The following is a 13,604-nucleotide window of genomic DNA, read 5'->3' as shown; positions in this document are numbered from 1 at the left end:
GAGGAGCACGACATGACCGATCTGCACGGACGCAGGGCTCTCGTCACCGGCGGCGCGAGCGGGATCGGCGCGGCGTGCGCCCGAGCCTTCGCCACGGCGGGCGCGCGGGTCATCGTGGCCGATATCGATCGCACGGCGGCGGAGGCGCTCGCCGCGGAGATCGGGGGAGAGGCGTGGCACATCGATCTGTCGGATGTCGCAGCGCTGGCCGACGCGCACCTCGACGTCGACATCCTCGTCAACAACGCCGGCGTCCAGCACGTGAGCCCGATCGAGGACTTCGCGCCGGAGCGGTTCTCGTTCATCCTGCGCCTCATGCTCGAAGCGCCGTTCCTCCTCATCCGGGCCGCTCTGCCCGGGATGTACGAGCGGGGGTTCGGGCGGGTGATCAACGTGTCGAGCGTGCACGGCGTGCGCGCTTCCGCCTACAAGTCGGCCTATGTCGCGGCGAAGCACGGCCTGGAGGGCCTGTCGAAGGTGACGGCGCTGGAAGGCGGCACCCGCGGGGTGACGAGCAACTGCATCGATCCCGGCTACGTGCGCACGCCGCTCGTCGAGAAGCAGATCGCCGACCAGGCCCGGGTGCACGGCATCCCGGAGAGTGAGGTGCTCGAGACCGTGATGCTCACCGAGTCGGCGATCAAGCGGCTCGTCGAACCGCATGAGGTCGCGTCACTCGCACTCTGGCTCGCCGGCGATACCGCGGGCATGGTGACGGGCGCGAGCTACACGATGGACGGTGGCTGGTCGGCGCGGTGAGGTACGAGACGACCAACCCTGCGTGCGACCGCTCACGCGGTGGTCGAGCGAGGGCTGCGACCGGTTGGCTCACCTGGATCAGGAATCAACCGGAGCCAGGATCCTCGCGGACGTTCCGGCGAAGCTCATACCAGAGCAGACTCGATGCGTCCGAGCCGCCCCAGGTGATCGGTGTGCGCGAGCGAAGAGACCAGCCGCGTTCGCGGTAGAGGCGTTGGGCGTGGTGGCCGTTATCCGCCACTGCGAGGAGCGCCAGTTCCGCATCACCATGGGCCGTGGCCACATCAAGCAATAGCGCTCCGATCCCGCGGCCATTGACCGAAGGTGCGACAAAGAGCCGTTCGACGGTCACCACCCTCGCGTCGTCGTCCGATATCGTCGCGGCGACGTGCCCAACCACCCGACCGTCGATCTCCGCAACCCACGCGGACTCAACTTCCGCGAGCCAGCTCTCGGCATCCGCGGGCCAGTTGACCGGGTACGAATCCCGCAGGTGAACTGCGCGGAGGACCTCGGCGCATTCGGCCATGTCACTCGAAACACGCGGACGGATGATCGGTCCACGGGCGTCGGCTTGCAGATTCATCGATCTTTCTGACACGCTGACAACCCTCTTCGCAACATGTATAGCAGCGTACGACGATCGAGCTTCCTCCTCGAAGAAGGGGGTGGGTCCTCGAGGGAACCTCTACACGATGGACGGCGGCTGGTCAGCTCCTGGCGGCGATCTCGGCGTGCACCGCGCGGCGGAGCCACTCGGCGTAGCGCTCACTCGTCCACCCCGACTGCGTGACCAGCTGCTGGTAGCTTTCGGGGGAGAGCAGGAACGACAGGGCATCGGCGACTGCGGAGTCGTCGATGTCCGGTGAGGCGAGGTCGCGGCGGCGCAGTTCCGAAACCAGCCCCCGGTAGTCCGCGCTGCGGTGCTCGAGGATCCGGCGGAGCGCTTCGTCGACGACGGGATCCGACAGCGCAGCCCCCAGCAGCACCGTCCACAAGCCGTGTCCGCGCGCGTTCGCGGTCGTGATCTGCGTCAGCACGGTATCGAGGAAGACGTCGTCCGGCAGGTCCAAGAGTCCGTTCGCGACTTCGGTGTCGGCGAGCGTCTCCGCTCCTTCCGAGCCGGAGAAGGTGACCTCGAAAGCGGCGATGAGCAGCTCGGCTTTCGATGCCGTCGTCTTCACGGTCTCGGCCGAGACCCCTGCCTCGCGTGCGATCGCGGCGATCGTGGTCGCCTGGTAGCCCTGCGTGGCGAACAGGCGGGCGGATGCGGAGACGATGCGCTCGCGGGTCTCCAGCGCCTGGCGTGCACGCAACTCGGATCGATAGGCGCGGGGAGCGATCTCAACCATTGACTTTCCTGTCGGTGTTATGAATACTACGACGGTACATTCAATCTTAGCGAAAGGGCTCGGCATGTCCAGCTACCTCCTCACCTGCACACCGGCTCACGGTCATGTCCTGTCGCTGTTGCAGGTCGCGCGCCACCTCCTCTCCCGCGGCCACGAGGTGAGCTTCCTCACGAGCAGCCGCTACGCCGAGCGGGTGGCCGATGCAGGCGCACGCTTCCTCGCTCTGCCTGCCGAGGCGGACGTCGACCTCGACGACGCCGACGGGTCGTTCCCGGAGCGTGCGGGACTCACCGGCCCCGCCGCGCTGCGGTTCGACATGAGCACTCTCTTCGTGCGTCCTGGCGCGGCGCAGCTCGCTGCCGTCCAGGCCGAGCTCGACGCCCACCCGGTCGATGCCGTCCTCACGGAGCCGCTCTTCGTCGGGGGTGCTCTCCTGCAGCTGATGCCCGTCCACGAACGGCCGCCGGTCGTCGTCCTCGGCATCTTCCCGCTCGGAGTGCGCAGCAGGGACACGGCGCCGTTCGGCCTCGGGGCCGCGCCCATCCCGGGGCCGTTCGGTCGCCTCCGCAACGCCGCCCTGCGTGTGATCGCCGAGAGAGCGATCTTCGGGGGCGTGCAGAAGGAGGCCGACGAGATGGCGCGCCGCACGGTCGGCCGTGAGCTCGGCGGTTTCGTGCTCGACTGGGCCGGCCGCGCAGACGCCTACGTGCAGTTCACCGTGCCCGAGTTCGAGTACCCGCGCACCGACCTGCCCGCGACCGTGCACTTCGCGGGACCGTTGCCGGCCGTGACGTCGACGGCAGGCGTGCCGGAGTGGTGGCCCGATCTCGACGGATCCCGTCCCGTGGTGCATGTCACCCAGGGCACGATCGCCAACTCCGACTTCGGGCAGCTCGTCCTCCCGACGGTCACGGCGCTCGCGGGCTCCGATGTCCTCGTGGTGGTGACCACGGGCGGACGACCGGTCGACGCCCTGGGGATCACGCTGCCGGACAACGTGCGCGTGGCGGAGTATCTGCCCTACGACCGCCTGCTCCCGCTGGTCGACGTGCTGGTCACCAACGGTGGCTACGGCGGTGTCCAGCAGGCGCTCGCGCACGGGATCCCGCTCGTGGTCGCGGGCCAGACCGAAGACAAGGTCGAGGTGTCGGCGCGCGTCGGGTGGTCGGGTGCCGGGGTGAACCTGCGCACGACCAACGCGACGCCGGTTCAGGTCTCCCGTGCCGTGGAGCGTGTCCTGTCGGAGCCCGCTTTCCGTGCGAACGCGGAACGCATCGGCGCCGCCATGCGCGATGCCGATGCAGGACGCGCGCTCGATCGCGTCCTGGCCGAAGTCTCGGCGGGGAGGGGGCAGTCGCGTCGAGACGTGCGACGGTGAGGGGCGCGCCGACGCGGACGGTGTCAGCCGTTGAGACGCTCAGTGAGGTGCACGGTCACGTCATCGCCGTCGGTCTTGCCGATGCGCTTGCGGATGGCGGCCGAGACGGGGAGCTTGTGCGTCCCGTCACCGAGAGCCATGAACGCCCCGCGAAAGGGCTCGCCGTTGACGGTGCCGACGACCTTGACGAGACCGCGGGTGCCGAAGATCGTCGCCGAGCCGTCGAGCTGGACGCAGGTCCAGGTGTCTCCCTCGCGCACCTTGCCGAGCGTGGCCGTGAAGGTGATGTCGAGTGGGGTGGTGGTCATGTCTCTCTCCGTTCTCGATCAGAGGAACGATCCGACGATCGCGCCGATGATGGTGAGTTTGAGGATCCAGTCGAGCAGGTGGATTCCAGCCGCGGGCAGTGCGGTGTTCTCGTGTACGACGCCACCCATCAGCAGCACCAGGGGGAGGGCGCACAGCGACAGACCCAGGAGGGCTCCGCTTCCGGCGCCGTGCCACTCGGCTGCGAGCATCAGGCCTGCCACGAGGCACGAGACGATGAGGCTCCGCAGGACGACGGAGGCCATCTGCGCGGCCATCGGGAGGCCGGGGCGAGGAGTGCTCGTCCTCGAGATGACTGCGGCCACCGGGGGCATGGCGTAGAGCACGGCACTGGCGATGAACGAGGCCACCGTGGCGAGGGAGATTGCGAGGACGATCATGTCCGGCTCCTTTAGTACTTGATGGTACTCAATGTAGGTCGACCCGACGGTACTGTCAAGTACTAAACTTGACTCATGACTGCGACGACTCGTGCACCCGGACGCCCGGCCGGTCGCACCGGGGACGCCTTGCTCGACACCGCCCGCGAGGTCTTCCTCGAGTACGGCTACGCCGGAGCCTCGATGGATGAGGTGGCGAAACGGGCGCGCATCTCCAAGGCCTCGCTCTATCGGGAGCACTCCTCCAAGTCCGCGCTGTACGCCGCTGCCGTTCGGCAGTGGGCGCGCGCCGGCAGGGATGCCATGACGCCCGCACTCGAGGAGCTCACGGCGAGCCAGGACCTGAGGCAGGGTCTCGTGTCCCTCGGGGAGACCATGCGGGCGGGGATCCTGAGTCCTCCCGTGGTCGCGATGCGCCGCCTGGTGATCGCCGAGGCGGCCGCGCAGCCCGAGGTGGCGCGGGACTATCTGGCACAGAGCTGGGACACGAACATCCATGACCTCGCGAAGGCGCTGGCGCACCTGGCGGACGTCCACGGGCTGCAGGTCGACGATGCCGACGCGCTCGCGAGCGAGTTCACCTGGCTGGTGGTGGGGGCACCGCTGAACTCGGCGCTTCTGGGCGTCGAGCGCGACCCGCCACCGGTCGCGAGAGCCGTCGATCTCTTCCTCACCGGCTCGCTGCGCTGACGCCTCGAAGAAAGCGCATTCCGACGCATGGATGCAACGTGTTGCAACCTCTCGCGGTATACCATTTCGGTATACGCCCAGCAGCGTCAGTCCCCAGCTGACCGTGGGCGGGGCGGCTCAGCCGCCATGCGGAGGGAGAGTCGATCTTCTTTCGATCCCGAGGGGGGATGGGGTGGGAGTTCGGTCCCCAGCCGGCACCCACCCCCACACTCGGTTCTGCGTCAGATGATCCGGCTCACGATCCAGAACGCGATGAACCCGATCACGATGATGATCGGCACCCAGGTTCCGCCGCGCTTCAGACGCCGCCCCTGCGGCGCGACGCCCGGCGGCGGTGTGAGCAGGCCCGCGGGTGGTGCAAAGGGGAGTGCCTGGTTCGGCGGGGCGGCGGATGCCGTGGCCCCCGGATTCTCCGCGATCAGCCGGTCATCACGCCACCGCGCCCACTGATCGAACTTGGTCAGCAGCGCGCCGACCACGCCGAACAGCCAGGCCCAGGTGGCGGGATCGAGGGTCGATACCTTCCGCTGCGTGTAGAGGAACAGCCAGTCGTCGACGATCTCGACGTCGAGCTGGGCGGCGTTGTCGATGAACCGCGCCATGATGTCGGGCGTGAACAGGTACAGGGCGTCGCGCTCGTACCCGGCGGGGCAGTACAGGGTGAAGTGCTGGTCGAAGTCGCCCTCGAGCGACAAGCGTTGCGCCTTCTGGAACGACGCGGGCAGGTTCGACCCGAAACCGTTGTTCCCCTTGGCGTCGAGGACGATGTTCGGCAGCGGCACGTCGAGCTTCACGGCGACGTAGCCCCAGCGGTAGGTCGTCGAGTTCTTCCCCGACTGCACCGTGTACTGGTAGTTGCCGAACTCGACGAAACGTGGCCGGGTGCCCCGGATCAGATCGGTCGACTGGCGCGCGCGGCCGAGACTGAAGATCATGCCGGGAAGAGGCGGATCGACGATCTTCGGCTCGTACGACATGCCGTTCGCCCGGGCGAAGCGATCGAGTCGGTACCGCGTCGCCTGGGCGTTGCGCACGCTCAGCCAGATCATGACCCCCACTGCCGCGAGCAGGAGCAGGATGAGCACCAGCGGGATGGCGGCGGTAGCGGGAGAGCCGTCGAAGGACGCGAGCGCCAGCACCACGCTCACGAAGATCGGGATCATCACCACCGCGGCGATCACCGCCACCGCGATGCCGATGACGGTGGACGCCGACATGCCTGCAGTGCGGCGGGAACGGAGCTCCGCGGCGAACGCGCGCACCGATGCTGCGTCGACCGGCTCGGTGAGCGGCCGAGGGTCGAAGCTCAGCTGCGGCGGGGTCACCGGTTCACCGTGTCGGCATCCCACGTGAGCGCGGCACCCTCGGGGATCGGCAGGGCCTCCAGGCGTTCGTCCGCGCAGATCGCGTCGATCAGGGCGGACGAGCCGGCCACGATCGTCGAATCGAAGTCGACCTCGCTCACCAGGACCCACGAGCGGTCTTCCGGCCACAGCATGCTCGGACTCTGGGCCGACAGCAGGAACCCGTGCTCCTCGGCCGCGTGATCGCGCCAGGGTACATGCAGGATCCAGTCCGGGTCGGCGAAGGCGCGCGGGGCGGCGGAGAACAGCACGTGGCCCCGGTCGGTCAGCTGAAGGCGTGGCCCCTCGGAGATCTCGCGAGACAGGATGCCCTCCTGCCACGTGGGCTTGCGGAAGACGTTGTTGAACGGATCGTTCGTGCTGCGATCGAGCATCGCCTGATGGTTCGGGTCGTCCGAGAAGGTCAGGAACGTCCGAGAAGGCGACATGCCGACGAACCCGAGCAGGCCGCCTCGTCCCTCCCAGAGCGCTGCGACCCCGGCGTCAGGGGTCTGCGTGTGATCGGCGAGATGTTCGGCGACGGCCGCCACGAGATCCGGGTCGAGCTCCCCCTCGATCGGGGCCGAGAACTCGCGGCCGTCGGGGGCGATCCTGACGCCCCAGTCGCCATCCGCGGGGGTGCGCACGATCCGTTGCCACTGCGCGAGCGGATGCAGGACCGTGCCGAACGCGGCTGCCGTCTGCGCCCAGGTGACGGGCTCATCCACGAACCGGGCGACGAGGGCCTGATGCTCCGCCTCGGGCATCCGCACCAGTTCCTCGGCCGTCGGCACCGCGCGATCCGGCAGGGTCCGGGCGATGGCGGCATGCAGCACCCGGGCGTAGGCGGCATAGCCGCGGGGGACCACCCCGTGCATCGTCTCGTGACCTGCGTCGAGCCGCTCGCGCAGCCATGCCCCCGCCGAGGGATCGGAAATCCACTCCATGCCACCACGCTACCCGGGGGCAGTGCCTCCGATGCTCGCACGGACGACTCGTGGCGGGATCCCCCATAATCGAGGGTGTGACTGCGACTGCAACCCTCCCCTCCCTCGACGGCCGCCGCTTCCGGATGATCTCGTCCACCACCTCGGCGGTCGACCCGGAATCTCCGAGCATCTTCGAATACTTCGAGCGCGACGGCGCGATCTGGGGCGGGTACGAGGGTGACACGGTCACGTTCGGCAAGTTCGTGGGCACCCGCACCGGTGACACGATCTGGGTGTCGTTCGTGCACGTGCTCAAGGCCGACGGCACGGTCGTGACCGGAGACGGCGAGAGCGAGCTCGAGCTCACCGACGACGGTGGCATCCGTCTGGTCGAGCACTACGAGATGCACGGACTCCCGCAGCTGAGCGTGTGCGAGGAGATCGCAGCCTGACGTCGAGCCGGCCTCAGCGCGGCGGCAACGTGTCGCGTCCGGGTGAGGCCGGTGTCCAGCGCGTCATCCCGAGCGGGATCTCGGTGTCGCGCTCGGGCAGGTCTCCCGGCAGCAGATAGGGCCGGCGGATCACCTCGTCGAGCACGACGACGCTGACGACCGTTCGCACCTCGGGAAGCTGCGCGATCACCCCGGTCGAGAATTCGTGCACGCCGCTGACGTCGACCGCGCGGATCAGCAGCATGGCATCGTGCTCGCCGGTCGTGATGGCGCACCACTCCACGTCGGGCATCTCAAGTACCCGCTCGCGGAACGACGCCCAGGCCTGGGGCATCACGGTGACGAACACCAGCGCTCCGATCGAGAGCCCCGCCTTCGCCTGATCGACACGCGCCGTGAATCCCGTGATGACGCCGTCGTGCACCAGCGACTCGACCCGGGTGTAGGCGTTCGCGCGCGATATTCCGATCTTCTCGGCGAGCGCCGCGATCGAGACGCGACCGTTATCCCGGAGGACTTCGAGGATTCTGTATGCCGTCTCGTCCAAAGGGGCAGCACTTCGTCCAGAATGCTTCGAGTGTTCCGCATCCTTGCTGGACATATTGTTCCTCACGGTTGAGGTTCTGGACAGAGCGTGTCGAGGTGACCCACTCTTGCTGGACACATCGTCGCATATGATGCGAATCTGATCCACGGTCGTCCACATCGGTGGCGACTCACCCGAATGTACTCCTCGCCTCTGGAGGCCCTCATGTCGTCACGCCGTATCACGCCGGTCATCGCGCTCGGAGCCGTCGCGCTCCTCGCGCTCGCAGGATGCTCGGGAGGGAACTCCGCCAACAACGGCGACAACTCCTCCGGCTCCGACTCCCTCGTCATCGACACCGCGTTCTCGATCGAGACCACCGACCCGGGTCACACCTACGACCCGACCGGCAACATGATCGCGAAGGCACTGTACGAGACCCTCGTCGACTTCGAGGGCTCCGATGTCTCGACCCCCGTTCCCGGGCTCGCCTCGTGGGAGCAGAACGACGAGGCCACCGAGTTCACGTTCACGCTCGAGGGTGACCGCGTCTTCTCCGACGGGACGCCGATCGAGGCCAAGGACGTCGTCTTCTCGTTGCAGCGCATCCAGGGCATGGAAGACGCCAAGCCGAACTTCCTCCTGGGCGGCCTGACCATCACCGAGGTCGACGACAAGACGATCCGCTTCACCTCCGAGACCCCGCTGTTGCAGCTGCCCGCGATCCTCGCGAACCCCGCCCTGGGCATCGTCAACTCCGATGTCGTGCTCGAGAACGGCGGCGCCACCGACGGCACCGACTCGGCGCAGAAGTTCCTCGACGGTGCCTCCGCGGGCTCCGGGCCCTTCGTGCTCGACACCCTCGACCTCAGCTCGCAGGTCGTGCTGACCAAGAACGACGAGTACAACGGCGACGAGGCATCGGACTACAAGCGCGTGGTCGTGCGCAACGTGTCGGAGAGCGCCACCCAGCTCGCCAACCTCAAGGGCGGCGACTCCATGGTCGCGATGGACCTGAACGGCGACCAGGTGGCCGGTCTCGGCGACGGCATCACGGTCGACTCGGTCCCCTCCGGCCAGACGATCTTCCTGTTGCTGAACCAGTCCGAAGCGGTCGCCGGTGACCTGGCGAACGTCAAGATCGCCGAGGCCATCCGCTACGCACTCGACTACGACGCGCTGCTGGAGCTGGCCGGCGCCGGATCCGTGCAGGCGACCGGTGTCATCCCGCCCGGATTCGAGGGCGCACTCGACAGCGGCGTGGAGCAGGACCTCGACAAGAGCGCGGCCGCACTCGAAGAAGCCGGCTACACCGGGCAGACGCTGAAGCTGCAGTTCCCGAACGACTACCCGGTCGGCGGCGTGGAGTTCACGCCGCTCGCCGAGCGCATCCAGGCGCAGCTCAAGGACGCCGGCATCACGGTCGACCTCGCCCCCGCGCCGTTCGCGACCGAGCTCGACGCCTACGTCAACGGCACCGAGGGCTTCGGCCTCTGGTTCTGGGCCCCGACTACGCGGACTCCGCGAACTTCCTGCCGTTCGGTCCGGGGCTGAAGGTCGGCCTGCGTGCCGGCTGGGCCGCAGAGGCCAACCCGGAGATCGCCGGGATCGCCGCCGGTGCCGCTGCCGCGACCGACGCCGACCAGCGCACGGCCGCCTTCACGGAGTTCGCCGAGGCCATGCAGGCCGAGGGTCCGTTCGTCCCGATGATCGTCCCCGGTCGCAACATCTCCTCCGCCGACAGCGTGAAGGGCGCCGTGTACAACTCCGTGTGGGAGATGGACATCGCCGAGATCACGCCGGCCGGCTGAGCGGACACCTCATGACGACAGTGGCGGTGCAGAGGCAGGCGCAGCGGCGTCGATCGCCTCTGGTCGGATACCTGCTGCGGCGGGCCGGCACCTCCCTGCTCCTGTTGGTGGGCGTGACGATCGTCACGTTCGCGCTCACCAACCTGGTGCCGGGGGACCCGGTCTCGGCCGCGCTCGGTGAGGGCGCGTCGCAGAACCCCGCGACGCGCGAAGCGTTCATCAAGGAGCAGGGTCTCGACCAGCCACTGTTCGTGCAGTACTTCATCTACATGGGGAATCTGCTCCGCGGAGACCTCGGCACGTCGCTGGTGACCGGACGCCCGGTCACCAGCGACCTCGCCACCGCGGTGCCGGCGACCATCGAGATCGCGATCGGTGCGATCATCGTCAGTCTCGCTGTGAGCATCGTGCTCGGCACCCTCGCCGCCTACCGTCGCGGACTGGTCACCGACCAGGTCATCCGCGTGGTCACGCTGGTGGGCCTGAGCGTGCCGACGTTCTGGCTGGCGCTGGTCAGCTTCTACGTCTTCTTCCTGGAGCTGCGGATCGCTCCGGGCTCCGGGCGCATCTCGCCGTCGATCACCCCGCCGCCGCGCGTGACCGGGCTCTACACGGTCGACTATCTCCTGAACGGAGACGCGGTCGGGTTCTTCGACGCCCTCGCGCACCTCGCCCTCCCCGTCATGGTGCTCTCGCTCGTGACGATCGGCCTGCTGACCCGCTTCATCCGCACCTCGGTGCTCGAGGTCCTGGGGAGCGACTACGTGCGCGCCGCCCGGGCCAAGGGGCTCCCGGCCATGCGCGTGATCGTCGGCTACGTCCTGCGGGGCGCCTCGCTGCCGATCCTCACGGTCGTGGGTGTCGCGTTCGGAGCCCTGCTCTCGGGCACGGTGCTCGTCGAGTCCGTGTTCGCCTGGCCCGGACTGGGTACCTACGCGTACAACTCGGCAGCGAACCTCGATCTGCCCGGCATCATGGGGGTCGGTCTCGTGGTCGGCATCATCTACCTCCTCATCAACTTCATCGTCGACATCCTCTACGGCGTGCTCGACCCGAGAGTGAGGATCGCATGAGCCGCATCGCCGCCGCCACCCCGGCCGGTCGCTTCCGCTTCCGCTGGCCCCGAGCCTGGCGCACCCCGCTCGGCATCATCGGCACCGTCATCGCGGGCGCCTGGGTCATCGTGGCCTTCACCGCCCAGTGGTGGGTGCCGTATCCGCCGAACGCGCAGGTGCTGCCCCGTCTGCAGGCACCGGGGATCGACACGCTCCTCGGCACCGACGGCAACGGCCGCGACATCTTCTCCCGGCTGATGACGGGCGCGACGGTGAGCCTTCCGCTCGCGCTCATGCTCGTGATCGCCGCCATGATCATCGGCACGGTCATCGGCGCCGTCGCCGGGTACTTCGGCGGCTGGGTCGACGAGACCCTGATGCGCATCACCGATCTGTTCATGGCGTTCCCGACCGTGATCCTGGCCATGGTGGTCGCGGCTTCGCTCGGACCTTCCCTCTTCAACGCGGTGATCGCCGCCATCGTCGTGTCCTGGCCGCAGTACTCGCGTGTCACACGGAGCATCGTGCTGGGGCTGCGCGGGCAGAACTACGTGATCGCGGGCCGGCTCCTCGGACACTCGCCGGTGCGCACGCTGGTCGTCGACATCCTGCCGAACATCGCCGGCCCGATCCTGGTCCTCGCCACGCTCGACATCGGCGCGGCCATCCTCCTCCTCTCCGGACTCTCCTTCCTCGGTCTCGGTGCACAGCCGCCGACGGCGGAGTGGGGGTCGATGATCTCCGCAGCGATGCAGAACTTCGACGCCTGGTGGCTCGGGGTGTTCCCCGGCCTCGCGATCCTCACGGTCGTGCTGGCGTTCAACTTCCTCGGTGACGCGATGCGCGACGTGCTCGACCCGACCGCGGAGATCACGCACGAGAAGGCCGACGAGCACGCGGCATCGGCGACGGGGGCGACGGCATGAGCGCCCAGGGAGCCACGGTCCTGCGCATCCGCGACCTCACGATCGACATCGGCCGTCCGCTGGTGAAGGGCGTCTCGCTCGAACTCGAGGCGGGTCGTGTCCAGGGGCTCGCGGGGGAATCCGGATCCGGCAAGACCCTCACCTCGCTCGCCGTGCTGGGGCTGCTGCCGCGGCAGGCGCGCACCGGGGGATCGATCCTGCTCGGGGACGAGGAACTCGTCGGCCTGCGTCGCCGCGCGCTCAACCGCGTGCGGGGCAAGCGGATCGCCATGGTGTTCCAGGATCCGTCCGCCTCGCTGCACCCGCAGCTTCCGGTCGGCCGTCAGCTCACCGATCACATGCGCGTGCACCTCGGGCTCACGGGCGCCGCCGCACGGGCGCGGGCGGTGGAGCTGCTCGAGACCGTGCAGGTGCCGAATCCCGCCGAGGCGCTGAAACGCTATCCGCATCAGTTCTCCGGCGGACAGCGCCAGCGCATCGCGATCGCGTGCGCCCTCGCGTGCGACCCCGAGGTGCTGCTGGCCGACGAGCCCACGACGGCCCTCGACGTCACGGTGCAGGCCGGCATCCTGAAGCTGCTGCGCGACCTCGCGGTCGAGCGGAACCTCGCGGTGCTGCTCGTGACGCATGACCTGGGCGTGATGAGCGCGATCGCCGACAGGGTGGCCGTCATGAAGGACGGGCGGATCGTCGAGCTCGCCGACCGGGAGACGCTCTTCCTCGATCCTCAGCACGACTACACGCGCATGCTGCTCGCGGCCCTGCCGGGCTCGCGGGTCGACGAGGCACCGGAACAGGAGTCCGCAGATGAGTGAGGTCGCCGTCCTCGACGCGCAGGACGTGGTCGTGCGCTACCCGGGAAATCCGCCCGTCGTCGCCGTGAACGGCGTGTCGATCAGCGTGGCCGCGGGGGAGACCGTGGCTCTCGTCGGCGAGTCCGGAAGCGGGAAGTCGAGCCTCGCCCGCGCCGTCGTCGGCATCGAGAAGATCGCGGGCGGTGCCGTCCGTTTCCGCGATGTGCCCGTCGCACCGCTCGGCATCCGTCGTCGACCGACCGCGATGACCGGTATCCAGATGGTGTTCCAGGACCCGTCCACGTCGCTGAACCCCCGACGGCGTGTGGGCGACCAGATCGCGGACGGCATCGCGACGGCACGGGCCCGCGGCGAGGCCGGATCGACGGTCGATGAATGGCTCGACCGCGTGGGGCTGCCGACCGAGGTCAGCACGCGCTTCCCCCACCAGTTCTCGGGCGGGCAGAAGCAGCGCCTCGCGATCGCGCGGGCGTTGGCTGCGCGGCCGTCGCTCCTCGTGGCCGACGAGCCGATCTCCGCTCTCGACGCCTCGACGCAGACGAGCGTCGCCCGGCTCATGCGCGACCTGGTCGCGGAGTCGGGAGCGGGGATGCTGTTCATCTCGCACGACCTCGCGGTGGTGCGACGCATCGCCGACCGGACCCACGTGATGTTCGGTGGTCGCGTGCTGGAATCGGGGCCGACGGCGCCACTGTGGGCCGCACCGCAGCATCCCTACACGCAGGCGCTGCTGGCGGCGATCCCGGAACCGGATGGGGCCGGACGCATCCCCGCAGCGCCCTCGGTCGACGACCGCACCGTGTGGGCGGAAGTACCGCCGGTCACGTACTGATCCTTTGAGGACGGGGCGGCCGAAACGGA

17 protein-coding genes are annotated in these 13,604 nt (G+C 68.6%); 10 read left to right on the top strand and 7 right to left on the bottom strand.

Translation table 11 applies throughout. The annotated features are described in order from the left end of the window. Positions 1 to 12 precede the first annotated feature (12 nt). Positions 13 to 759 carry a 3-hydroxybutyrate dehydrogenase gene (locus FGL91_RS04505; RefSeq protein ID WP_131491691.1) on the top strand — a complete coding sequence of 249 codons (747 nt, stop codon included), beginning with the start codon at positions 13 to 15 and terminating at the stop codon, positions 757 to 759. Between the two features lie 85 nt (positions 760 to 844). Here FGL91_RS04505 and FGL91_RS04500 read toward each other — a convergent pair whose 3' ends face one another. Further along, entirely contained in the window at positions 845 to 1,345 is a 501-nt protein-coding gene (locus FGL91_RS04500; RefSeq protein ID WP_131491692.1) for a GNAT family N-acetyltransferase, read from the bottom strand. A gap of 124 nt (positions 1,346 to 1,469) precedes the next feature. Further along, positions 1,470 to 2,111 (bottom strand): TetR/AcrR family transcriptional regulator, encoded by a 642-nt coding sequence (locus FGL91_RS04495; protein WP_131491693.1) that lies wholly within the window; start codon positions 2,109 to 2,111, stop codon positions 1,470 to 1,472. A 64-nt stretch (positions 2,112 to 2,175) separates the two neighbouring features. Here FGL91_RS04495 and FGL91_RS04490 point away from each other — a divergent pair, with 64 nt between their 5' ends. Beyond that, a complete protein-coding gene (locus FGL91_RS04490; RefSeq protein ID WP_153243192.1) occupies positions 2,176 to 3,489 on the top strand; it encodes a glycosyltransferase in 1,314 nt (437 codons plus the stop codon). A 23-nt stretch (positions 3,490 to 3,512) separates the two neighbouring features. On the opposite strand, the gene FGL91_RS04485 is transcribed toward FGL91_RS04490, so the two are convergent. Both FGL91_RS04485 and FGL91_RS04480 read right to left on the bottom strand, forming a co-directional pair. Then, complete coding sequence (locus tag FGL91_RS04485) at positions 3,513 to 3,797, bottom strand: DUF1905 domain-containing protein (RefSeq protein WP_153243191.1); 285 nt, start codon at positions 3,795 to 3,797, stop codon at positions 3,513 to 3,515. Between the two features lie 18 nt (positions 3,798 to 3,815). Continuing rightward, positions 3,816 to 4,196 carry a DUF1761 domain-containing protein gene (locus tag FGL91_RS04480; RefSeq protein ID WP_131491696.1) on the bottom strand — a complete coding sequence of 127 codons (381 nt, stop codon included), beginning with the start codon at positions 4,194 to 4,196 and terminating at the stop codon, positions 3,816 to 3,818. 75 nt (positions 4,197 to 4,271) lie between these two features. On the opposite strand from FGL91_RS04480, the gene FGL91_RS04475 reads away from it, so the two are divergent. Beyond that, complete coding sequence (locus tag FGL91_RS04475; protein WP_153243190.1) at positions 4,272 to 4,886, top strand: TetR/AcrR family transcriptional regulator; 615 nt, start codon at positions 4,272 to 4,274, stop codon at positions 4,884 to 4,886. Positions 4,887 to 5,107: 221 nt separating this feature from the next. Here FGL91_RS04475 and FGL91_RS04470 read toward each other — a convergent pair whose 3' ends face one another. Together FGL91_RS04470 and FGL91_RS04465 are read right to left on the bottom strand one after the other, a co-directional pair. Continuing rightward, positions 5,108 to 6,211, bottom strand: coding sequence for a hypothetical protein (locus tag FGL91_RS04470; protein WP_153243189.1), 1,104 nt, complete (start codon positions 6,209 to 6,211; stop codon positions 5,108 to 5,110). Continuing rightward, positions 6,208 to 7,176 carry a hypothetical protein gene (locus tag FGL91_RS04465; RefSeq protein WP_153243188.1) on the bottom strand — a complete coding sequence of 323 codons (969 nt, stop codon included), beginning with the start codon at positions 7,174 to 7,176 and terminating at the stop codon, positions 6,208 to 6,210. The genes FGL91_RS04470 and FGL91_RS04465 overlap by 4 nt, the downstream gene beginning before the upstream one ends. A 77-nt stretch (positions 7,177 to 7,253) precedes the next feature. On the opposite strand from FGL91_RS04465, the gene FGL91_RS04460 reads away from it, so the two are divergent. Then, entirely contained in the window at positions 7,254 to 7,610 is a 357-nt protein-coding gene (locus FGL91_RS04460) for a hypothetical protein (protein ID WP_226533924.1), read from the top strand. A gap of 13 nt (positions 7,611 to 7,623) precedes the next feature. Here the strand turns inward: FGL91_RS04460 and FGL91_RS04455 are convergent, their stop codons facing one another. Beyond that, positions 7,624 to 8,316, bottom strand: coding sequence for an Lrp/AsnC family transcriptional regulator (locus tag FGL91_RS04455; protein ID WP_227991881.1), 693 nt, complete (start codon positions 8,314 to 8,316; stop codon positions 7,624 to 7,626). Between the two features lie 45 nt (positions 8,317 to 8,361). On the opposite strand from FGL91_RS04455, the gene FGL91_RS04450 reads away from it, so the two are divergent. The 6 genes from FGL91_RS04450 to FGL91_RS04430 all read left to right on the top strand — a co-directional run bounded on the left by FGL91_RS04450 (position 8,362) and on the right by FGL91_RS04430 (position 13,575). Next, on the top strand, positions 8,362 to 9,690 hold the full coding sequence (locus tag FGL91_RS04450; RefSeq protein ID WP_227991875.1) for an ABC transporter substrate-binding protein: 1,329 nt from the start codon (positions 8,362 to 8,364) through the stop codon (positions 9,688 to 9,690). Positions 9,691 to 9,815: 125 nt separating this feature from the next. Next, entirely contained in the window at positions 9,816 to 9,947 is a 132-nt protein-coding gene (locus FGL91_RS19225; RefSeq protein ID WP_265491399.1) for a hypothetical protein, read from the top strand. A gap of 11 nt (positions 9,948 to 9,958) precedes the next feature. After that, a complete protein-coding gene (locus tag FGL91_RS04445; protein ID WP_153243187.1) occupies positions 9,959 to 11,020 on the top strand; it encodes an ABC transporter permease in 1,062 nt (353 codons plus the stop codon). Beyond that, the gene (locus tag FGL91_RS04440; RefSeq protein WP_131491701.1) at positions 11,017 to 11,928 is read left to right on the top strand and encodes an ABC transporter permease; all 912 of its coding nucleotides are present in this window, start codon (positions 11,017 to 11,019) and stop codon (positions 11,926 to 11,928) included. Before FGL91_RS04445 ends, FGL91_RS04440 begins: the two co-directional genes overlap by 4 nt. Beyond that, the gene (locus FGL91_RS04435) at positions 11,925 to 12,743 is read left to right on the top strand and encodes an ABC transporter ATP-binding protein (RefSeq protein ID WP_153243186.1); all 819 of its coding nucleotides are present in this window, start codon (positions 11,925 to 11,927) and stop codon (positions 12,741 to 12,743) included. The genes FGL91_RS04440 and FGL91_RS04435 overlap by 4 nt, the downstream gene beginning before the upstream one ends. Beyond that, complete coding sequence (locus FGL91_RS04430; RefSeq protein WP_047523970.1) at positions 12,736 to 13,575, top strand: ABC transporter ATP-binding protein; 840 nt, start codon at positions 12,736 to 12,738, stop codon at positions 13,573 to 13,575. Before FGL91_RS04435 ends, FGL91_RS04430 begins: the two co-directional genes overlap by 8 nt. The last annotated feature ends 29 nt before the right edge of the window (positions 13,576 to 13,604 follow it).

Source organism: Microbacterium sp. CBA3102 (assembly GCF_007954505.1).
Taxonomy (GTDB): Bacteria; Actinomycetota; Actinomycetes; order Actinomycetales; family Microbacteriaceae; genus Microbacterium; species Microbacterium aurugineum.
This window is presented reverse-complemented; position numbering and strand designations above follow the sequence as displayed.